Below are 21383 nucleotides of genomic sequence, written 5' to 3'. Positions count from 1 at the left end.
CCGCCGCCCCGGAACCTTGCACCCCCGATAGGGTAGTGCCATGACTTTGGCAGCGCACAATATCCCCGCAGGACAGAACAAGACGGCCGTGGTAACCGGAGCCAGCACCGGCATCGGCGAGGCCACCGTGAGGGCCCTGGCCGCCACGGGATGGAAGGTCTTCGCCGTAGCGCGCAGGGCTGACAGGCTTGGTGCCCTGGGTGCCGAAACCGGCGCCGTGCCGTTCCCGGCAGACATCACCGACGACGACGACGTCGCCGCCTTGCTTGCGGCTGTCACGAAAGCCGGGGGTGCTGACACGCTCATCAATATCGCCGGCGGTGCGCGGGGCGCTGACACCATTGCGAATGCCGATACCGAAGACTGGGAGTGGATGTACCAGGTGAACGTCCTGGGCACCATGAAAATCACCCGTGCCTTCCTGCCGATGCTGCGCGAAAACGGCCAAGGGACGGTCCTCAATCTCACCTCGACGGCCGGGCTGTCCGCCTATGAAGGCGGCGGAGGGTACAACGCGGCGAAGTTCGCCCAGCACGCCATGACCAATGCGCTCCGCCTTGAAGAGGTGGGCAATAACGTCCGGGTCATCGAAGTGGCTCCCGGCCTGGTGTACACAGAGGAATTCGCACTGAACAGGCTTGGAGACAAGGAGGCGGCAGCCAAGGTCTACGCCGGCGTGGAGAAGCCCCTGACAGCCGACGACGTTGCGGACGTCGTCAAATACGCAGTCTCACTGCCGCACCACATCAACCTGGACCAAATCGTGGTTCGTCCGGTGGCCCAGGCAGCCAACCACAAACTGGTCCGCAAGCAGGACTAGCCCGCAGGGACCTCCAACGTGGCGAGCACAGCTGCGTGGTCCGAACCGGGAACTTTGCGAACCAGGTAGCCGCTGCTGCCGATCCGTGGTGATGTGACCACATGGTCCAACACCGTTCCCGGGAGCTGCGGCCCTTCCATGGGCCAGGTGGGGGATAACCGCCCCGCCGCTGCCGTTCCCACGTCCACCAGCTTCGCTCCGTCCCTTCCGGAATCCAGCATCGCCCGGAACTCCGGGTGGTCGTAGGAGGAATTGAAGTCGCCCATCAGCAGATGGTTTCCCGGAGTCGAGGCCTGACGGCCGATCTTCCCAAGATCGCTCCGCCATTGTTCGATCCTTTCGTCCACCGGGGGCAGCGCATGGACATTAGTGAGGTTCAAAGCCAACCTGGCACCGGAGGCCTGGTCCGACACGAGGACCCTCGTGACGGCCATGCGGAACGGGGTATCCGGCAGGAGACCATCCGGTTCAAGCGGGAACACGGAGTAGACGGCGCCGCCCGACGCGTCGTCGCTGGGCTCGCTGACACGGTGTTGAAGGATCGCCTCCAAGCCTTCCGCGCGGAGGCGGTCCTCCAAACCCTGGGTATGTTCCTGCAACGCCAGGATCTGGATGCCGTTCTCACGGACCAACTGCACAATGGTCGACGCATCGGCCTCGCCATACTCGGTGTTCAGGCTCATGACCTTCACCGGAACTGTGACCGTTCCCGCGGGCAGTTCCATGGGCTTCCCGGCGTCCAGCGGAAAAAGCCAGAACAGCTGGACCGCCAGCAGGGCCGTCGTCGTGATGATGACCCAAATCCGCCGCCCCACCACAGCGAAGAGCAGCGCCACGGCAGCCGGGATGACAAGCCATGGAGTGAACGACAACAGCTGGACCACCGGCAGGGGCCACTCGACAGGAATCGCGCGGAACAGTGAGATGCCTGCCGTTGGCACCGCGAAGAGAAGTGCGAATACGGTCCATGCAAGGGAAGGCCGACGATGTGCTTTGCTGGCAGCCGGGACGGCAGGAGCGGGGTTGGACATGGACCCGAGTCTATGCAGCCCTCCCGCCCGGGACCGTCCTCCCCAGGGATGACTCTGCGAGTGGAGCAGGAGCCCCGGCTGCCGCTAGACTGTATGGACCAGCATTGACCCGGCCATCACCGGTGAGCTTCCGGAAGAAAAGCACCGAATGCCCTCAACGGCAAACAGTGCCCAGTAGAACCGGGCGGGTAAGCCCGTCACAGCAGTAATGAGAGGCCGGAACATCACGTTCCGGTAAGTGAGGTGGTACCGCGGTACCTGCGCAGCCGACAGGCAGCACAGAAGCCGTCCTCGCATCCTGACAGTCAACCAGCTATCACAGGATATGAGATGACCCACTACCCCAAGGCCTCAGCGTCTTCGTCCGGCACGCATGGCGTGTCCGCTTCCGTGAAGTTCCCGGAAATCGAAGAGCGCATCCTCAAATACTGGGATGAAGACGGCACCTTCCAAGCCAGCATCGACCAACGGGATGCGGGCACGGACGGCAGCAACGAGTTCGTCTTCTACGACGGCCCTCCTTTCGCCAACGGACTGCCGCACTACGGCCACCTGCTGACCGGCTACGCCAAGGACCTCGTCGGCCGCTACCAGACCCAGCGCGGCAAGCGCGTGGAGCGCCGCTTCGGTTGGGACACGCACGGCCTGCCGGCTGAACTCGAAGCCATGAAGCAACTGGGCATGACCGACAAAACCCAGATCGAAGCCATGGGCATCGACAAGTTCAACGACGCCTGCCGTGCCTCCGTCATGAAGTACGCCAACGAGTGGAAGGCCTACGTCACCCGCCAGGCCCGCTGGGTGGACTTCGAGAACGACTACAAGACGCTCAACGTCGAGTACATGGAGTCGGTCCTCTGGGCCTTCAAGCAGCTGCATGAAAAAGGCCTGACCTACAACGGCTACCGCGTGCTCCCGTACTGCTGGAAGGACGAGACGCCGCTGTCCAACCACGAACTCCGCATGGACGACGACGTCTACAAGAACCGCCAGGACCAGACCGTCACAGTCACCTTCCCCATCAAGGCCGGCGCCTCCGAACTCTCCAAGGAGCTCGAAGGCGTCCAGGCGCTCGCCTGGACCACCACACCCTGGACGCTGCCCACCAACCTGGCGCTCGCCGTAGGGCCGGAGATCTCCTACGCCGTCCTGCCAGCTGGACCCAACGGCGTGAAGGCCGCTTCCGCGGAAGCTCCGGTGACGGGCAGCTTCCTGCTGGCAGCAGACCTTCTGGGTTCGTACGCCAAGGACCTGGGATACGACGACGCCGCTGCCGCGACTGCCGCGGTGGTGTCCACCCACAGCGGTGCCGAGCTGGAAGGCCTCGAGTACCAGCCTCTGTGGAACGACTTTGCCGATGCTGAGAAGTATGGGACGCAGAACGCCTGGCGTTTCCTGGTGGCCGATTACGTGACCACCACCGACGGCACGGGCATCGTCCACCAGGCTCCTGCCTACGGTGAAGATGACCAGAAGGTCTGTGAAGAGGCCGGCATCCCGGTGGTCCTGTCCGTGGACGAGGGGGCCAAGTTCCTGCCGCTGTTCGCCCATGGCGAGCTGGCATCCATCGTCGGCCTGCAGGTCTTCGATGCCAACAAGCCCATCACGCAGGTTCTGCGCGCCGACGGCCGCCTTGTCCGCCAAGCCAGTTACGAACACAGCTACCCGCACTGCTGGCGCTGCCGTAACCCGCTGATCTACCGCGCGGTCTCCTCCTGGTACGTCGAGGTCACCAAGTTCAAGGACCGCATGTCCGAGCTGAACCAGGAGATCAACTGGATCCCGGGCAACGTCAAGGACGGCCAGTTCGGTAAGTGGCTGGACAACGCCCGCGACTGGTCCATCAGCCGCAACCGTTACTGGGGCTCACCCATCCCGGTGTGGCAGTCGGACGACCCCGAGTACCCGCGCACCGACGTTTACGGTTCGCTGGCCGACCTCGAAGCCGATTTCGGCCGCCTGCCTGTCAACAACGAAGGACAGGTGGACCTGCACAGGCCCTTCATCGATGAACTGACCCGTCCCAACCCGGACGATCCCACGGGCAAGTCCACCATGCGCCGCGTCGAAGACGTGTTGGATGTCTGGTTCGACTCCGGTTCCATGCCGTACGGGCAGGTGCACTATCCGTTCCAAAACCAGGAATGGTTCGACACCCACAACCCCGCCGACTTCATCGTGGAGTACATCGGCCAGACGCGTGGCTGGTTCTACATGCTCCACATCTTGTCCACGGCCCTGTTCGACCGCCCGGCGTTCCGCAATGTCATCAGCCACGGCATCGTCCTGGGCTCCGACGGACAGAAGATGTCCAAGAGCCTGCGCAATTACCCGGACGTCTCCGAAGTCCTGGACCGCGACGGTTCTGACGCCATGCGCTGGTTCCTCATGTCCAGCCCCATCCTCCGTGGCGGGAACCTGATCGTCACCGAACAGGGCATCCGCGACGGCGTCCGCCAGGTCATCCTGCCGCTGTGGAATGTGTACAGCTTCTTCACGCTGTACACCAATGCCGCCAACGGAGGGGAGGGATACGAGGCCAAGCTGCGCTATGACGGTTACGCCGACACCCTTGACCAGTACCTGATGGCGAACACGGGTGACCTGGTCCGCAAGGTCACCGCCAGCCTGGACAGCTACGACATCTCCGGTGCCTGCGACGAGCTGCGCAGCTACCTGGACATGCTCACCAACTGGTATGTCAGGCGCAGCCGCCAGCGCTTCTTTGACGAGAACGTCGACGCCTTCGATGCCTTGTACACCGCCCTCGAAGCCGTGTGCCGCGTGTCGGCATCGTTGCTGCCGCTGGTGACCGAAGAGATCTGGCGCGGCCTGACCGGTGGCCGTTCCGTGCACCTGGCCGACTGGCCTGAGGCTTCGCTGTTCCCGTCCAACCCCGGCCTGGTCGAGTCCATGGACCGCGTGCAGCAGATCTGCTCGACCGGTTCCAGCCTCCGCAAGGCAGCGAACCTGCGTGTCCGCCTGCCCTTGCAGGAGCTGACTGTCGTGGCACCCGGCGCGGACGCGCTGGAAGGATTTGCCGCCGTCGTCGCTGATGAACTGAACCTGCGGTCGGTGCGGCTGCTGGATGCCGCCACGGCCTCGCCCGAGGAGTTCGGCATCGAGCAGAAGCTCGTGGTCAACGCCCGGGCCGCCGGCCCGCGGCTCGGCAAGAATGTCCAGCAGGCCATCAAGGGCTCCAAGTCGGGGGATTGGTCGGTCAACGACGGCGTCGTTGTGGCCGGTGGCTTGGAACTTGAGCCGCAGGAATACACGCTGGAAACCGTGGTTTCGGAGTCGGCCGACGGCGGTTCAGCATCGGTTGCGGTGCTGCCGGGCGGCGGATTCGTGGTCCTGAACACCGAAGTGACTCCCGAGCTGGCCGCCGAAGGACTGGCCCGCGACATGGTCCGCGCCATCCAGCAGGCCCGCAAGGAAGCCGGGTTCAACGTCAGTGACCGCATCCGGACCACTGTGTCAGCTGCCCAGGATGTCGTGGACGCGCTGGAAGCCAACGCTGAATTGGTGAAGACCGAAACACTCACCCTGGAACTGGAGGTTCTTCCGGCCAGCGTCGATGAACCGCAGGTTACCGTTGCAAAGGCAGGGGCCTGAACCATGACTGACGAATTTTCCGTTGAGAGCGTCTACGCCGAACTCCTTGGCAGGGCGCCGGAAAACAAGATGGAACCGCGCCTTGCGCCGCTTTTCCGTGCCATGGACGTGCTGGGGGAGCCGAACAAGGCTTTCCCGATCATCCACATCACGGGCACCAACGGCAAGACTTCCACTGCACGCATGATCGAAGCCGGTTTGCGCGCCCACGGACTCAGCACGGGCCGCTACACCAGCCCGCACCTGTCAAAGGTCACTGAGCGCATCAGTATTGATGGCGAGCCGGTACCGGACGCGACGTTCGTACGCATCTGGGATGAGATCCGCCCGTACCTGGAAATCGTTGACAACGAGCTCGTTGCGGAGAACCAGCCGCGCCTGACGTACTTCGAATGCCTGACCATTCTTGGCTTCGCGGTGTTCGCGGACCAGCCGGTGGATGTCGCAGTGATTGAAGTCGGCCTGGGAGGCATCACCGATGCCACCAACGTCGGAGACGGCCAGGTCTCGGTCATCACGCCGATCTCGCTGGACCACACGGACCTCCTGGGCGACACTACCGAGGACATTGCCTACGAGAAGGCCGGAATCATCAAAGCCGGCGGCTTCCTGGTAAGTGCGGCCCAGCCGGTGGACGCGGCCCAGGTCCTGCTGGAAAAGGCCCGTGAAGTGGACGTGCCTTTCCGCTTCGAGGGCGTCGAGTTCGGCGTCGAGTCCCGCAGTGTGGCCGTGGGTGGCCAGGTCCTGACCATCCAGGGACTCGCCGGGCGCTACGAGGATCTTCTGCTGCCGTTGCACGGTGCCCACCAGGCCGAGAACGCCGCTGTTGCCGTGGCCGCCCTTGAGGCATTCTTCGGCGGGGGAGAGAAGGAACTGGACGCCGAGGTGCTGAAGGAAGCATTCGGCACCGTGACATCTCCCGGCCGGTTGGAAGTCGTGAGGACCGCACCCACGGTAGTGGTTGACGCAGCCCACAACCCGGACGGCATTCGTGTCACGGCAGAAGCAATCCAGGAGGCATTCACCTTCAGCAAACTGGTGGTGGTGGTTGGGGTCCTGCGCGAGAAGGACGCGGAGGAAATCCTGAAGACCCTCAAGGAATCCCTCGGCGGACTCGCCGAGGAGTTCTGTTTCACGCAGTCCAACTCGGCGCGCGCCGTCCCGGCAGCGGAACTGGCTGAACTCGCCATCGATCTTGGCTTTGGCGAGGACAACGTGCATATCGCCGAGAAGCTCGACGACGCCATTGAGTGGGCTGTCGAACGTGCCGAATCCAACGATGACCTGGCGGGCGGTGTCCTGGTGACGGGTTCCATCACGGTGGTGGCCGAGGCTCGGATCCTGCTGGGAAAGGCGAGTGCCTAGCATGGCGAAAATGACCAAAGCGCAGCGCGAATGGCGTCCCGGCATGCCGAAGAAGCGCCGGTCCACCAAAGTGATGTTTGCGTCCACGGTGTTGCTGCTCGAAGCCTTCGTGGCTTTCTTCGGCACCTTGGCTGTTTTCGGCCTGAAGCGCGGCGAAGTCGATCCGGGCATCATCCTGGGCGTCGGAATTGCCCTGAGCGTGGTGCTGGTCCTTGCCTGTGCCGTGCTGTCCAGGCCGTGGGGCATCGGACTGGGATGGGTGCTGCAGGTAGTGCTGATCCTGACGGGATTGGCCGAGCCCATGATGTTCATTGTCGGCATCCTCTTTGCCATCTGCTGGTGGTACGGGATCCGTGCCGGCATGAGGATCGACCGTGAGGTGGCCCAGCGCGACCGTGAACAGGCGGAATGGGACGCTGCCCACGGTGAAGAAGCCGGCCCGCAAACCCCGTAAACTGGCTGGGAAAACCACCGAACGTAAGTCACTGAACACATCACATTGGAGCAACTGTGAGCATTGAACGGACCCTCGTCCTGGTCAAGCCCGACGGCGTCGCCCGCAACCTGGGCGGGAGCATCCTCGCCCGCATCGAGGCCAAGGGCTACACCCTGGCCGAACTGAAGAAGGTCAACGCCACCCGTGAGCTGCTGGAGCAGCACTACGAGGAACACGTGGGCAAGCCCTTCTACGAGCCGCTGGTTGAGTTCATGCTGAGCGGACCGGTCATCGCTGCCGTCTTCGAGGGCCACCGCGTCATCGAAGGCTTCCGCTCACTGGCCGGAACGACGGATCCGACGACGGCGGCTCCGGGCACCATCCGTGGCGACTTCGGCCGCGACTGGGGCCTGGCGGTACAGCAGAACCTCGTCCACGGCTCCGACTCCGTTGAATCGGCCGAGCGCGAGATCAAGATCTGGTTCGCCGGCTAACCACGCCGCACCGACCTGACAGTTAAGGCCAATGTTCGAGTCGAACATTGGCCTTAGCTGTCACCCCGCGGAGGGGTTTAGTAGCCGGACGTCCCAGCGAAAACGTGGATGAAGGCGAAGAAGATCGTGGCGATGACCGCGACATACAGCAGGGCCACAATGATCCACCCGGAATCGCCCAGCAACTTGGTCAAGCCCGGCGGTGCCTTGATGACGCCGTGGGAGATGTTCCGGATGGTCACCCAGACAAAGAGGGGGATCATGACGGCCCACACCACCATGCAGAACGGGCACAGTACATTGATGACGTACAGGGCCTGCGACCACAGCCAGACAACGAACACGAAACCGAGGGTCACGCCCGCCTGCAGTCCAAGCCAGTAGCCGCGCGAGAACCTGGCGCCGGCGAGAAGGCCCATGGCCGTGGTGATGATGACGGCAAAGGCCACAATGCCGATGAACATGTTGGGGAATCCGAACACGGAGCTCTGTGGTGTTTGCATCACGGCTCCGCACGAAATCCACGGGTTCACATCGCAGACCGTTACATGGTTGGGGTCCTTGAGGACTTCCAGTTTCTCCAGGACCAACGCCCCGGACGCCAGCCAACCGATGACGCCGGTGACCAGGAGGAGCCAGGCGAAGGGCTTGTCGCGGACAGTCCTCGGCAACTTCTCCTGTTGTGCGGACGACTCTCCCGCAGTGGTGGAGGTATTGATGGCCAGGTTTTCCCTGGCGGTGCTCGGCATCGCGGATCGGATCCTTTTCGACGTTGTGCCCCGGCGGGCCGGGAAGGGTTCTTGGGAGGATTCTAACGCCGCTGGCTGTGGGCTGCGCCCAGCTTGTGCCGATCCGGACGACACAGCGTCCTAACGGGCGATGTCGCGCGGGTGTGAGAGAATGAACATGGCTGGAAGCCGACCCACATTCGGATTCCGGTCCGGTGACTTGTTCCCAAGACCGCCAGTATGAGCTGGGCATGCCCGGATCACGTCGATCCTCGGTAGGCCCGCCATAACAATGGACGGCACCTGGTTGTGGCAGCAGAACAACGGGTTTCAGAACTAAGCCGCCGGCCTTCCAGGGCTGCCGCACCCCAATGATGGTGCGAACCGGAAGGCATACTACCGACTTCTGTCAACGCCTGCGGGTTTTGACAATATTTGCCCCTCTGGGCGCCGGATGTGGCGGTGTCGCTGGGGCAGGAGTGTTGCCACATATGGATAATGACCAGGTTGTAGCCGTTAATGATGAGGCAGCTCCCGCGGACACTGCGGAAGCGCCCAAGAAAACCACCCGGACCCGGCGCAAGGCTGCGCCCAAGGCAGTTGCTGAGGTAGAGGCAACTGAGGCCCCTGCCACTGGGACGCCCGCAGTTGCGGAAACTCCCGAGGCTGACGCCAAGCCCGTACGCCGCACCCGGTCCCGCAAGAAGGTTGAGCCAACCGAGCCCTTGCCCGGCCTCGGCGATGAAACCGCCGCAGGCCAGGAGCCTTCTGCCGAAACCCAGCCCGAAGCCGTCCCTGAAGCTGCCCCCGAAAAGCCGGTCCGCCGTCGTCGTGCTGCCAAGCCCAAGGTGGAGGCAGAAGAGACGCCCGCAGTTGCTGAAGTTGTTGAAGAAACCACGACGCCGGAAGCCGGCGCCCAGCCGGAAGAACCTGCTGCTGAGGAAGAGGCTCCGGCCGAGGAAGCTGCTCCTGCCGCTGCCACCTCGCTGTTTATGGAGCCGGTTTCCATCACGTCGATGATCTTCCAGGCCCCTGACCTCACCACTGTCCCGCGCGTTGCGGCCGTGGAAGAGACGGACGACGAGCCGGAAGACGACGCTGAAGCAGCCGCAGACGGTGAGCTGGACGAGGGTGGCAGTCGTCGCCGTCGCCGGAGCCGCGGCCGCCGCGGGCGCCGTGGCACTGAACGCGACGAGAACGACACCGAAGACAGCAATGACTCCGGCGACGAAGAAACTCCCGCAGCTGAAGCCCTCGAGGAAGGCGTCACGTCGCGTCGCCGTCGTCGTCGGCGTCGTGGAGACCAGGACCTTGAACTGACGGGCGGCTCGGATGACGACCCGCCCAACACGGTAACCCGCGTTCGCGCCCCCCGGCCCATCACGGAAACGGCTCCTTCCAACCGGGTCGCAAGCGTCAAGGGCTCCACCCGGCTCGAGGCTAAGAAGCAGCGTCGCCGCGAGTCCCGCGAGACCGGACGTCGCCGCCAGGTGATTACCGAAGCCGAGTTCCTGGCACGCCGCGAATCCGTGGACCGGCAAATGATCGTCCGCCAGCGCGACGACAGAATCCAGATCGCAGTCCTTGAAGATGGCGTCCTGGCCGAGCACTTCGTGTCCAAGACCCAGCAGGACTCCCTGATCGGCAACGTCTACCTCGGCAAGGTCCAGAACGTCCTGCCATCCATGGAAGCTGCATTCGTTGATATCGGACGCGGCCGCAATGCGGTGCTGTACGCCGGTGAAGTCAACTGGGATGCAGTGAACCTGGAGGGCCAGCCGCGCCGGATCGAGAATGCGCTGAAGTCCGGCGACTCCGTCCTGGTCCAGGTGACCAAGGATCCGGTGGGTCACAAGGGTGCCCGCCTCACAAGCCAGATCTCACTTCCGGGCCGCTACCTCGTGTACGTGCCGGGTGGATCCATGACCGGCATCTCCCGCAAGCTGCCCGACGTCGAACGCAACCGCCTCAAGCGGATCCTGAAGGACCGCCTGCCGGAAAACGCCGGAGTCATCGTCCGTACGGCCGCTGAAGGTGCCTCGGAAGAAGAACTGACCCACGACATCAACCGTCTGCGCGCGCAGTGGGAAGGTATCGAAGGGCAAGCTTCCTCCACCAAGGTGCTGGCACCGGAACTGCTTTACGGCGAACCGGACCTCACCATCAAGGTTGTCCGTGACGTCTTCAATGAGGACTTCTCCAAGCTGATCGTCTCCGGTGACGACGCCTGGGACACCATCGAGGCCTATGTAACCTATGTTGCCCCCGACCTCGTGGGCCGCCTTGAAAAATGGACCAAGGATCAAGACATCTTCGCTGCCTGGCGCATCGACGAGCAGATCCACAAGGCCCTGGAACGCAAGGTCTTCCTGCCATCCGGTGGCTCGCTGGTCATTGACCGCACCGAAGCCATGACGGTGGTGGACGTCAACACGGGGAAGTTCACCGGCAGTGGTGGAAATCTGGAAGAGACAGTTACCAAGAACAACCTTGAAGCTGCCGAGGAAGTCGTTCGCCAGCTTCGCCTGCGTGACATCGGCGGCATCATCGTCATCGACTTCATCGACATGGTCCTGGAATCCAACCGCGACCTCGTTCTCCGCCGCATGGTGGAGTGCCTGGGCCGCGACCGTACCAAGCACCAGGTTGCTGAAGTAACGTCACTGGGCCTTGTCCAGATGACCCGCAAGCGCATGGGCACCGGTCTCCTTGAAGTCTTCGGTGAGCAGTGCGAGCACTGCGCAGGCCGCGGTGTCGTGACGCATGACGAGCCCGTGGAGCACCGCCGCGCCAACACCGTGGCAGCCGAGCAGCACCGTCCGCACACCGAAGCACAGCAGTCCACAGCCCGCACCGAGCGCAAGCGTCGCCGCGGCAAGGGCGGCGCCCAGGGAACGGTCGAAGCGCCGGCCCAGGTCCATTCGACGCCGTCCGCCCCTGTTGCGGCACCGGCAGCACACCCGGAAGCCCAGGACCCTGCCCGTCAGGCAAAAGCCGAAGCAACCCGGGCTGCACTGGCGACGATTGCAGCGGCCGCGCATGCCGCCCACCTTCACGATGACGAGCTCCACAAGGCAGAGGAGCAAACCCGGGCGGCCGGGGAGCATGGTCCCGACGCCGGTTCGGTCTCCGCTGCCCCGACGGCTCAGGAAGCCGCGGCACACGACGCCGCTGTCCGCGAAGGCCGGGCTACTCCAGTGCTGCGTTTTGGCGGCGAAGAGGTTGCCTTGCCTTTCGTTGAACACCACGATGAGCCGCAGGCAGCCCAGCCGGCCATGAGCCTGGACCGTCTGGCCGAAGCTTTCTCGCACCTTGGCGCGGCACCGTCGCCTGAGGACCGGAAAGCCAAGGAAGCTGTCGAAGCCCCGAAGGCTGCGGACACCCCGACGACTGAAGCTCCGGCTCCGGCCGCAGACGAAGCCCCCTCAGCATCGCGGGGTCGTCGTAGCCGCCGGAACCGCAGTGCAAGCAGGGCCCAAGGCGCGGCCAACGAGACCACTGTTGAGCACCACGACGTGACCGCTACGGCCGCGAAGGGATCGGCGCACGAGTCCAAGGCGCCTGCGGAGCCGGTCAGGAAAGCGGCCCCGGACGAACCCATCATCCTGGGCGTCGGCGTACCGGCCTCCGAACTCTAACCGTTTGTGACCGCACCAAGGCCCCGCAGTTCCGCTACCAGCGGGAATTGCGGGGCCTTTTGCTGTCTGCCGGTGCGCTAGGCTGGGGGACTGACACGGGGTGCCAGGCGATGGGCCAGGCTGAGATCCAAACCCGTTGAACCTGTCCGGTTAGCACCGGCGAAGGGATGTCCTCATGGCCGCATTGTCATCTTCCGCTGTTTATCCGCTGGCGGAGGACCGCAGACGAACCCCCCGGGTACTTAGCATCGCGGGCTCCGACCCGTCCGGAGGAGCCGGAATCCAGGCTGATTTGAAGAGCATCGCCGCCCACGGTGGATATGGCATGGCTGCCATTACGGCTTTGACGGCCCAGAACACCCTGGGTGTCAGCGGTGTGCACGTACCACCCGTGGAGTTCCTGCGCCAGCAACTGGACGCCGTCAGTACCGATATCGTCATCGACGCCGTGAAGATCGGGATGCTCGGCGACGCGGCTGTTATTGACGAGGTGCGCAGTTGGCTCGAATCGGTGCGCCCCGCCGTCGTGGTTCTTGATCCCGTGATGGTGGCCACCAGCGGTGACCGCCTGCTGACCGAATCCGCAGGGGAGGCCCTTCGTTCCCTGCTTCCATTGGCGGACCTGATCACGCCGAACCTGCCCGAGCTTGCCATTTTGCTGGGGGAAACCGAGGCTGCTGATTGGGCATCGGCATTGGAGCAGGGCAAGCGACTGGCAGCTGAGTGCGGAAACACGGTCTTGGTCAAGGGCGGTCATCTGGCCGGCTCGGAATGCCCCGATGCCTTGATCAACACCAGCGGGCTGTTGCGGCAGGACGTCATCGAAGTGGCAGGTCCAAGGATTGCGACCCGGAACAGCCATGGCACTGGATGCTCGTTGTCGTCCGCCTTGGCTACCGTCCAGGCGCGCACGGGCGACTGGGAGGCCTCACTGCGCGAAGCGAAACCGTGGCTGCTCCAGGCCCTGAGGAGCGCAGGGGAGCTGGAAGTGGGCCGGGGCAACGGGCCTGTGGACCACTTCCACCACCAGCGCGTCCTCCAGCCTGGCGGATTTGCTGCCACTTTGTGGAAGGAAGCCATCCCGGAGCTTGAAAAAATCCACGGCCTCAACTTCATCCAGGAACTGCAGTCGGGGCATTTGCCGGAGCCGGCGTTCAGCTACTACCTTGCGCAGGACGCCATCTATCTCAATGGCTATTCCAGGGTCCTTGCCCGTGCAGGTGCGTTGGCGCCCACCGAGGAAGAACAGCTGTTCTGGGCCAGGAGCTCACGGCAGTGCCTGGAAGTTGAATCGGAACTGCACAGGAACTGGTTGAGCTCCCGTGAGGCTTCGGGCGTCACCGGACCGGTCACCAAAGCCTATGTGGACCATCTGCTGGCAACGACGGCGTCAGGCAGCTATGCGGTGGTCCTCGCGGCGATCCTGCCCTGCTACTGGTTGTATGCGGAAGTGGGTCAAAAGCTCCACGCCGCGTTCGTCGAGGCCGGGGCCTCCGGCGGGCATCCCTATGCGGACTGGCTGCGGACGTACGCCGACGAGGACTTTGCCTCCGCCACAAGGATGGCGATCAACTTCACAGACGCGGCGGCCGTTGCCGCTTCCGGGCGTGAACGTGCGGAGATGCTTGAGGCTTTCAGGCAGTCCTGCCGCTACGAGACGGCGTTCTTTGATGCTCCGCGGCTCTACACCCAGGGTGGCCCGGCCTGTTGAATCGGGACTGAACCGGGATGAAAAGCATGGCTTGTCCCGCGCGTCGCGGGCGTGATCACGTTAATCGCCGCCAAACCCTGTAGGCTGTATGGGCACGGTGCCGGGAGAGTCCGTTACACCTCGTGATGCAAGTCACGGGGTAGCCTCCGGTCCCGGCCTCATTTGCAGCTGAGGGTCAAACTAGCGTAATCTTGATCTTCGGTGCTTACGCCAACACTTGGGTTATGCCCCTTGGAATTGTTCATGGGATGACTCGCGGACTTCGAACAGAAGTCCACGGCGTTGAGGCACAGCGCGAACCAAGCCTGATTCCGGTGACAGGTTCCGCACGCAAATTTAGTTATAAACGTCGAGAGAAGTGAGTACCCAAGTGGTGTACGCGATTGTCCGCGCAGGCGGCCGCCAAGAAAAAGTTTCCGTTGGAGACTACGTAACGCTTAACCGCGTCCCCGGTGGAGCCGGTAGCACGCTTGAGCTGCCCGCCTTGCTCCTGGTTGACGGCGACAAGGTCACCTCCGCAGCAGCGGAACTGGCCAACGTCAAGGTTACTGCTGAGATCCTCGAAGACCTCCGTGGTCCGAAGATCGTCATCCAGAAGTTCAAGAACAAGACCGGCTACCGGAAGCGTCAGGGTCACCGTCAGGAACTGACCAAGATCAAGATCACCAGCATCGCGTAACTTTCGTTACCCGCTGTTCAGGTTTTTCAGTTTCCCCAGAAATTTAGAGGCAGGCATTTCACATGGCACACAAAAAAGGCGCGAGTTCCACTCGCAACGGTCGTGACTCCAACGCACAGTACCTGGGCGTCAAGCGCTTCGGTGGTCAGGTAGTCTCCGCCGGCGAAATCATCGTTCGCCAGCGCGGCACCCACTTCCACCCGGGTGCAGGCGTCGGTCGCGGTGGCGACGACACCCTGTTCGCCCTGCAGGCCGGTGCGGTTGAGTTTGGTACTCGCCGCGGCCGTCGCGTAGTGAACATCGTTGCTGCTGCAGCTGCAGAGTAACAACAAGTTCTGAACCGGTGGAGCGGGCCAAGCGGCCCGCTCCACCGTTCTTTTAACCGCATTACAATCGACTAGGGCGCCCTCAGGCGCGCTGGTTTTTGCAACAGCGCTGGCAACAGCAATAGAGGAGATCCACGTGGCGAGCTTTGTAGACCGGGTAGTCCTGCACGTATCCGGCGGAACCGGCGGCCACGGCTGTGTCTCCGTTAAGCGGGAAAAGTTCAAGCCGCTCGGCGGTCCCGACGGCGGCAACGGCGGCAACGGCGGCGACGTCATCCTCCGCGTGTCAGCCCAGACCACCACTTTGCTTGATTACCACCACGCACCCCACAGGCACGCCACCAATGGTGGCCCCGGCATGGGCGACTGGCGTGGAGGCAAGAACGGCGAGACCCTGATTCTTCCGGTCCCTGACGGCACCGTGGTCAAGACCAAGGACGGCGAAGTCCTGGCAGACCTGGTGGGCGAGGGTACTGAATACATTGCGGCCGCCGGCGGCCAGGGCGGCCTCGGCAACGCTTCCCTTTCTTCGCAAAAGCGACGCGCCCCGGGCTTTGCGCTCCTCGGCATCGAAGGCGAATCCAGTGACATCGTCCTGGAACTGAAGTCCATTGCCGATATTGCCTTGGTCGGCTTCCCCTCCGCGGGCAAGTCCAGCTTGATTGCTGCCATGTCCGCTGCCCGGCCGAAGATCGCCGACTACCCGTTCACCACCCTCATCCCCAACCTGGGTGTGGTCCAGGCCGGAGACGTCCGCTTCACCATTGCCGACGTTCCGGGCCTCATCGAAGGCGCCAGCGAGGGCAAGGGCCTTGGTCATAACTTCCTCCGCCACGTGGAGCGCTGTGCTGCCCTGGTCCACGTGCTTGACTGCGGAACCCTGGAATCGGACCGCGATCCGCTCTCCGACCTCGCCATCATTGAGGCCGAACTGGAGAAGTACGCCGTCGATATGAGCTACGCCGGCGTTGACGGTGAAGTTGTCCCGTTGAACGAGCGACCCAAGCTGGTAGTCCTGAACAAGGTCGACCTCCCCGACGGCAAGGATATGGCCGAGTTCGTGCGTCCCGACCTGGAGGCGCGGGGCTACCGTGTCTTCGAAGTGTCGGCAACCAGCCACGAAGGCTTGCGCCAGCTCGGCTTTGCCATGGCAGAAATCGTCAAGGCTGCACGCGACGCCGTCCAGGCTGCACCCCCCAAGGTGGCTCCGCCGGTCCTTCGCCCGCGCGCCGTCAACGAGTCCGGTTTCAAGATCCGTCGTGAAGAGAAGAACCTCGAGCCGCTGTTCCGCGTACTGGGCGAAAAGCCCGTGCGCTGGGTCAAGCAGACCGACTTCACGAACGAGGAAGCCATCGGCTACCTTGCAGACCGCCTCGCCAAGCTTGGTGTTGAGACGGAGCTGTTCAAGGTTGGCGCCAAGCCCGGCGATACCGTCGTCATTGGCGAGGATGACGGCGTCGTCTTCGACTGGGAGCCCACCATGATGGCCGGTGCCGAACTTTTGGCAACTCCGCGAGGCACCGATATCCGTGTTGCTGACATCGGTGACCGTCCCACGCGTTCGCAGAAGCGCGAGGAGCAGATCGAGCGCCGCGAGGCCAAGGCTGCTGCGCGCGCCGAACTCGAAGCCGAGCGCAAGGCGGGCATCTGGACAGAGTCCGTCAGCGGGCGCCGTGCCCAGACGGTGAGGGAAAGCACCCTGGATTCCGGTGATGACGACTAGGACCATTGACGTTTCCGAGGACGCTGCCGGGCTGGAGCGCCAGGGGATAGCCACCGCCAAACGGATCGTGGTCAAGGTGGGTTCATCCTCCTTGACCAGCATCAAGGGTGGCATCTCCGAGAAGTCCTTGACGCAACTCGTCAACGCACTCGCCGGAAAGCGAAACGCCGGAACCGAGATTATCCTCGTTTCTTCGGGCGCCATTGCGGCCGGGCTGGCACCGTTGGGCCTGGCAAAGCGGCCCAAGGATCTTGCCACCCAGCAGGCGGCAGCAAGTGTTGGCCAGGGTCTCCTGATGGCCCGCTACACGCAGGCGTTCAACGCACACGGGGTAACTGTGAGCCAGGTCCTGCTGACCGCCGATGACCTCATGCGCCGGACCCAGCACACCAATGCCTTCCGGGCCTTGGATCGGCTGCTGAATCTTGGCGTGGTGCCGGTGGTCAATGAGAACGACACCGTGGCAACCCATGAAATCCGTTTTGGCGACAACGACCGCTTGGCTGCCTTGGTGGCGCACTTGGTCCGCGCCGATGCGCTGGTGCTGCTGTCCGACGTCGACGCCGTTTATGACGGTCCGCCGTCCCAAGGCGCCCGGCGCATCCCGCTGGTGCGCGGACCCCAGGACCTGGAGGACGTCACCATCGGCAAGGCCGGCAAGGCCGGTGTGGGAACGGGCGGCATGATGACCAAGGTCGAGGCCGCGTCGATTGCCGCAAGTTCCGGGATCCATGCTTTGGTAACCTCCACGGCCAATGCCGCAGCAGCACTGGCGGGGGAGGACGTGGGAACCTGGTTCGCCGTGAACGGCAACCGCAAACCCGTCCGCCTCTTGTGGCTCGCGCACCTGGCGACGGTGCAGGGACGTTTGGTGCTCGACGACGGCGCCGTCAAGGCTGTGCGCGACAGGCACCGCTCATTGCTTCCCGCCGGCATCTCGGAGGTCGGGGGCGAATTCGAAGCCGGTGATCCGGTGGAGATGGTGGCATTGGACGGAAGCATCGTGGCCCGTGGCTTGGTGAACTACTCGTCGGAGGAACTTCCCCGCATGCTGGGCCGCACTACCCAGGAGCTTGGTCAGTCGCTGGGACGGGGCTATGACCGCGAAGTTGTTCATGTTGACGATCTGGTGCTTCTGCGCGGGCCGCGCTCATCTAAACTGGGTGCATGACTGAAGCGCTGACCCCTGACGCCCCTGTGATTTCCGACGCTACCGGCACTGCCGGCACCGCGCCGGAGAACCCTGCGGCAGGACGCGTTCCATTGACTCCGGAGGAACTCGAAGCTGCTGTCCACGCCATTGCCGATCGTTCCCGGAAAGCAGCACGCCGCCTGGGACAGGCCAACCGTGCGTGGAAAGACCGTGCGCTTCGTGCAATCGGGGCAGCTTTGCTTGAGAACCGGAAGCATGTCCTTGAAGCCAATGCCAAGGATGTTGCCGTAGGACGCGCCAACGGCACGTCTGCAGCTCTCCTGGACCGGCTCACCCTTACTCCGGAGCGCATCGACGGCCTGGTGGCGGCATTGGAGAATCTGGCCGGCTTGCCGGACCCCGTGGGCAACGTGGTCCGTGGGCAGACACTGCCTAACGGTCTGCGCCTGCGCCAGGTCAATGTGCCGATGGGTGTTGTTGCCGCCATCTACGAAGCCCGCCCCAACGTCACTGTGGATATTGCCGGCCTCGCCCTCAAGAGTGGGAACGCCGTGATCCTCCGCGGCGGTTCCGCTGCCGCGAACACCAACGAGGCCTTGGTCCGGATCCTGCGCGACGCCTTGGACTCGGTGGGACTTCCTGCTGATGCCGTGCAGACAGTTGACCAGTATGGCCGCGAAGGTGCCAATGTCCTGATGCGTGCCCGCGGGCGGGTGGACGTGCTCATTCCCCGGGGCGGACGCGAGCTTATCCAGACTGTCGTGACCAACTCCTCGGTGCCGGTTATCGAAACAGGTGAGGGCAATGTCCACATCTTCATTGATGAGTCGGCGGGTGAAGAGATGGCCGTGGAGATCCTCCTCAATGCCAAGACCCAACGTCCGAGTGTCTGCAACACCGTGGAGACACTCCTGGTGCATTCAGGGTCGACGGCCCTGCCCGCAGTAGCGGCCGCACTGCGCAAGGCGGGCGTGACACTTCACGTCGATGACAGGATCGCGGCTGCCCTCGGCAGCGCAGTCGAGACTGTTCCCGCGGACGACGACGACTGGGCCACTGAGTACATGGACCTCGACCTGGCTGTGGCCATGGTGGACAGCCTGGATGACGCGGTGAAGCACATCCGCAAGTGGACCACCGGGCACACAGAAGCCATCCTGACGAACAACCTCGCCAACGCGGAGAGGTTCATCGCCGAGATAGACTCTGCGGCTGTGATTGTCAACGCTTCAACACGGTTCACCGACGGCGGTGAGCTTGGGCTTGGTGCCGAGGTTGGTATCTCCACCCAGAAGCTCCACGCCCGAGGTCCCATGGGCCTCACCGAACTGACCACTACAAAGTGGATCGTGCAGGGTGAAGGCCAAGTCCGCAGCTAGCAACGCGGTAACATAGAACAGAAGTCCGGAACGGCGGGGAGTCCCGCCGTCGAAATCCTTTGAGAACCAACTAGGGGAGAAGATGCTGTTTCAGCAGATCGCCACGTCCATTGCCGCCGAGACAGAAGGCGGCCACGAGGAACTCGCCCCGCTGTGGGCCGAGCCGTGGGTCTTCGGCGTCTCGATGTTTGCCCTGCTGCTGGTTCTCATGTTCGTAACCCTGTCCTACACCAACCTGGGTAACCGCCACGAGGCAGTGGAGGAGCACGCTGACCCGCACCGCCAGCACCCGAACAAGCACACCCACGGCCAGGGCCACTAACATTATTGCCGCAACACCTCGCGGGGAGTCGGAGCGCAGGCTTCGGCTGGGCGTGATGGGTGGAACCTTCGACCCCATCCATCACGGCCACCTTGTGGCTGCAAGCGAAGTCGCAGCCAAGTTCGACCTCGACGAAGTTGTTTTCGTGCCCACCGGTCAACCGTGGCAGAAGTCGCACAAGCTGGTCAGTGAACCCGAACACAGGTACCTGATGACCGTTATCGCGACGGCATCAAACCCACGGTTTACTGTCAGCCGCGTTGACGTGGACCGGCCCGGCCCGACTTTCACCATCGATACCCTTCGGGATCTTCGGGCCCAGCGCCCCGACGCCGACCTCTTCTTCATCACCGGCGCGGATGCCCTGGCCCAGATCCTGTCCTGGAAAGACGTGGACGAGCTCTGGTCCTTGGCCCACTTTGTGGGGGTTACCCGCCCCGGACACGAGCTGAACGACCTCGGCCGGACTGACGACGTAAGCTTGCTCGAAGTCCCGGCCATGGCCATATCCTCCACGGATTGCCGTATCCGCGTGGGTGCAGGCAACCCGGTGTGGTACCTGGTCCCTGACGGTGTGGTGCAGTACATCGCAAAGTATGGACTGTATGCACCTGACGCTGTACCAGGAGAACTGTCGCCGGCACTGTCCGGATCAGACGACCAAGCACGTACTGAATGAGTTTGTAAAATGAGCAGCCAGGAACAGCGACCCATCCGCAGCAGGCGTGAGCTTCGCCGTGCCCGGGAACAGAACCCGGAAGTCCAGGCGGAGCCTACGGCCCCGCAGGAGACAGAGCCTGCTGACGGTGCAGAGCGCTCCAACGGACGCAACCGTCGCGCGGCGGATGCGCCTGTGGATGCGGTGGGTGCTGCGGCCCAGGAACGCTCGTCCCAGATCCGGGCGCGTGACCGCGCCGCACTGCGCACCATCAAGGAGCTCGCCGATAAGGAAGAGCAACTCTCAGGTGGCGGTCCGCCCACCCGGCGCCAGCTTCGGCTTCAGCAGCTTCAGGCAGAAGTTGCCACGTCCATGAACCCGGTTGTTCCCATGCCCGGCGCCAAGCCGAAGGCTGCGGACAAAGACGGGGAAAATCCGCCGACGCGGGATGAGCCACAAGCGTCCCCTCAGTCGAAAACACCGGCACCCGCCGGGTCTGGCGGTGTACCAGCGGCCGAATCAGAGATGTCCGTGGAACAGGCCCTTGCTGTTCGCGAACTGATTGCCGCGCAGGTCCAAAACCAGACTTCCAAGCTCGAACACATTGCCGAGCAGGATCCGCTTGCCGTTGATCCCGAGGTCCTGGCCCAGCAGATCGCCCTGGCCGAGCGCGCGGCCGTGCTGAACAAACGTGCCGCTGCCAAGCAAAAGCTGGCAGAGCAGAATCAGGCCGAACGGAACCAACCCGGGCAGAGCGGGCCTGGCCAGAACCAGCCCGGGCTGAACCATCCCGGGCAGGGCAAGGAGCCTTCTACATCGGCCGGTCCTTCGACGGCGAACAACCTCGCCATGGTGACTCCGTTGGAGTTCGTCAAGGTTCCCGGCGTCGAACGCCCGGTGATGAAGCGTCCCAGCACTACCTTTGTCCCGTTGGTCACCTCGTCCGGCCCCAAGCTTGATCCGGTACAGGCACCGGCGAAGGAACGTGCTCCGCGTGGGCGTGCGGGGGTTCTTGCCCGCGCCGAGGCGGTTGCCCGGTCATCCAGGAACAAAGCCACCTCCACGGCAGAAACAAGCGAAGAAACACAGCGGCCTCCTGTGCCCGCCAGTACCGCCTATGGACTGGATCCGCTGGATGCCAGTACTGCCGGCCTGGCCAGGGCCCAACGGAGCCGCTTGCTGCAATACGGCGTCCTGGCATTGGGCCTGGTTGCCCTGATCGTCGGCATCATCATGATTACCAGCGGATAGTTCCGCCCCAACGGCTCACGCCATTTCCCGGCCACGCGCCATAACTAGGAGTTC

The 21383-nt window shown here is 63.5% G+C and carries 17 protein-coding genes and 1 riboswitch; of the genes, 15 read left to right on the top strand and 2 right to left on the bottom strand.

From position 1 onward, the window contains the following. Positions 1 to 40 precede the first annotated feature (40 nt). Positions 41 to 820 carry an SDR family oxidoreductase gene (locus tag PV760_RS06535; RefSeq protein ID WP_354627378.1) on the top strand — a complete coding sequence of 260 codons (780 nt, stop codon included), beginning with the start codon at positions 41 to 43 and terminating at the stop codon, positions 818 to 820. Here PV760_RS06535 and PV760_RS06530 read toward each other — a convergent pair. After that, positions 817 to 1851 carry an endonuclease/exonuclease/phosphatase family protein gene (locus PV760_RS06530; RefSeq protein WP_354627377.1) on the bottom strand — a complete coding sequence of 345 codons (1035 nt, stop codon included), beginning with the start codon at positions 1849 to 1851 and terminating at the stop codon, positions 817 to 819. The genes PV760_RS06535 and PV760_RS06530 overlap by 4 nt on opposite strands. 330 nt (positions 1852 to 2181) lie before the next feature. On the opposite strand from PV760_RS06530, the gene ileS reads away from it, so the two are divergent. From ileS to ndk, 4 genes are read left to right on the top strand one after another with little or no spacing between them, the layout of a single operon-like run. Continuing rightward, positions 2182 to 5466: an isoleucine--tRNA ligase gene (gene ileS, locus PV760_RS06525; RefSeq protein WP_354627376.1), complete on the top strand. Its 3285-nt coding sequence runs from the start codon at positions 2182 to 2184 to the stop codon at positions 5464 to 5466. A gap of 3 nt (positions 5467 to 5469) precedes the next feature. Continuing rightward, positions 5470 to 6831, top strand: coding sequence for a bifunctional folylpolyglutamate synthase/dihydrofolate synthase (locus PV760_RS06520; RefSeq protein WP_064722241.1), 1362 nt, complete (start codon positions 5470 to 5472; stop codon positions 6829 to 6831). A 1-nt stretch (position 6832) separates the two neighbouring features. Further along, on the top strand, positions 6833 to 7285 hold the full coding sequence (locus PV760_RS06515; RefSeq protein ID WP_039241765.1) for a DUF4233 domain-containing protein: 453 nt from the start codon (positions 6833 to 6835) through the stop codon (positions 7283 to 7285). A 56-nt stretch (positions 7286 to 7341) separates the two neighbouring features. After that, positions 7342 to 7761 carry a nucleoside-diphosphate kinase gene (gene ndk / locus PV760_RS06510; RefSeq protein WP_018777822.1) on the top strand — a complete coding sequence of 140 codons (420 nt, stop codon included), beginning with the start codon at positions 7342 to 7344 and terminating at the stop codon, positions 7759 to 7761. A 77-nt stretch (positions 7762 to 7838) separates the two neighbouring features. On the opposite strand, the gene PV760_RS06505 is transcribed toward ndk, so the two are convergent. Beyond that, positions 7839 to 8510 carry a vitamin K epoxide reductase family protein gene (locus PV760_RS06505; protein ID WP_018777821.1) on the bottom strand — a complete coding sequence of 224 codons (672 nt, stop codon included), beginning with the start codon at positions 8508 to 8510 and terminating at the stop codon, positions 7839 to 7841. A 470-nt stretch (positions 8511 to 8980) separates the two neighbouring features. Between PV760_RS06505 and PV760_RS06500 the strand changes: the two genes are divergently transcribed. The 10 genes from PV760_RS06500 (at position 8981) to PV760_RS06455 (ending at position 21329) form a co-directional block, all read left to right on the top strand. Then, positions 8981 to 12127 carry an Rne/Rng family ribonuclease gene (locus tag PV760_RS06500; RefSeq protein ID WP_354627375.1) on the top strand — a complete coding sequence of 1049 codons (3147 nt, stop codon included), beginning with the start codon at positions 8981 to 8983 and terminating at the stop codon, positions 12125 to 12127. 86 nt (positions 12128 to 12213) lie between these two features. Continuing rightward, positions 12214 to 12312, top strand: a riboswitch (TPP riboswitch). After that, positions 12303 to 13838: a bifunctional hydroxymethylpyrimidine kinase/phosphomethylpyrimidine kinase gene (thiD, locus tag PV760_RS06495; RefSeq protein WP_354627373.1), complete on the top strand. Its 1536-nt coding sequence runs from the start codon at positions 12303 to 12305 to the stop codon at positions 13836 to 13838. Its footprint overlaps the riboswitch before it by 10 nt. 370 nt (positions 13839 to 14208) lie before the next feature. After that, positions 14209 to 14517, top strand: coding sequence for a 50S ribosomal protein L21 (rplU, locus tag PV760_RS06490; RefSeq protein ID WP_018777818.1), 309 nt, complete (start codon positions 14209 to 14211; stop codon positions 14515 to 14517). A gap of 62 nt (positions 14518 to 14579) precedes the next feature. Next, positions 14580 to 14843, top strand: a complete 264-nt coding sequence (gene rpmA, locus PV760_RS06485) for a 50S ribosomal protein L27 (protein WP_003803426.1) — start codon at positions 14580 to 14582, stop codon at positions 14841 to 14843. 136 nt (positions 14844 to 14979) lie between these two features. Then, positions 14980 to 16566 (top strand): GTPase ObgE, encoded by a 1587-nt coding sequence (gene obgE / locus PV760_RS06480; RefSeq protein WP_018777817.1) that lies wholly within the window; start codon positions 14980 to 14982, stop codon positions 16564 to 16566. Continuing rightward, positions 16556 to 17737: a glutamate 5-kinase gene (proB, locus tag PV760_RS06475; RefSeq protein WP_018777816.1), complete on the top strand. Its 1182-nt coding sequence runs from the start codon at positions 16556 to 16558 to the stop codon at positions 17735 to 17737. The genes obgE and proB overlap by 11 nt, the downstream gene beginning before the upstream one ends. Next, positions 17734 to 19098, top strand: a complete 1365-nt coding sequence (locus tag PV760_RS06470) for a glutamate-5-semialdehyde dehydrogenase (protein WP_055976052.1) — start codon at positions 17734 to 17736, stop codon at positions 19096 to 19098. Before proB ends, PV760_RS06470 begins: the two co-directional genes overlap by 4 nt. An 82-nt stretch (positions 19099 to 19180) precedes the next feature. After that, positions 19181 to 19420 (top strand): hypothetical protein, encoded by a 240-nt coding sequence (locus PV760_RS06465; protein ID WP_018777814.1) that lies wholly within the window; start codon positions 19181 to 19183, stop codon positions 19418 to 19420. A 1-nt stretch (position 19421) separates the two neighbouring features. Next, positions 19422 to 20099, top strand: a complete 678-nt coding sequence (nadD, locus tag PV760_RS06460; protein WP_079582179.1) for a nicotinate-nucleotide adenylyltransferase — start codon at positions 19422 to 19424, stop codon at positions 20097 to 20099. Positions 20100 to 20108: 9 nt separating this feature from the next. Continuing rightward, the gene (locus tag PV760_RS06455; protein ID WP_354627372.1) at positions 20109 to 21329 is read left to right on the top strand and encodes a hypothetical protein; all 1221 of its coding nucleotides are present in this window, start codon (positions 20109 to 20111) and stop codon (positions 21327 to 21329) included. The last annotated feature ends 54 nt before the right edge of the window (positions 21330 to 21383 follow it).

The organism is Paenarthrobacter sp. CC6, from assembly GCF_040560085.1.
GTDB lineage: Bacteria > Actinomycetota > Actinomycetes > Actinomycetales > Micrococcaceae > Arthrobacter > Arthrobacter nicotinovorans.
This window is presented reverse-complemented; position numbering and strand designations above follow the sequence as displayed.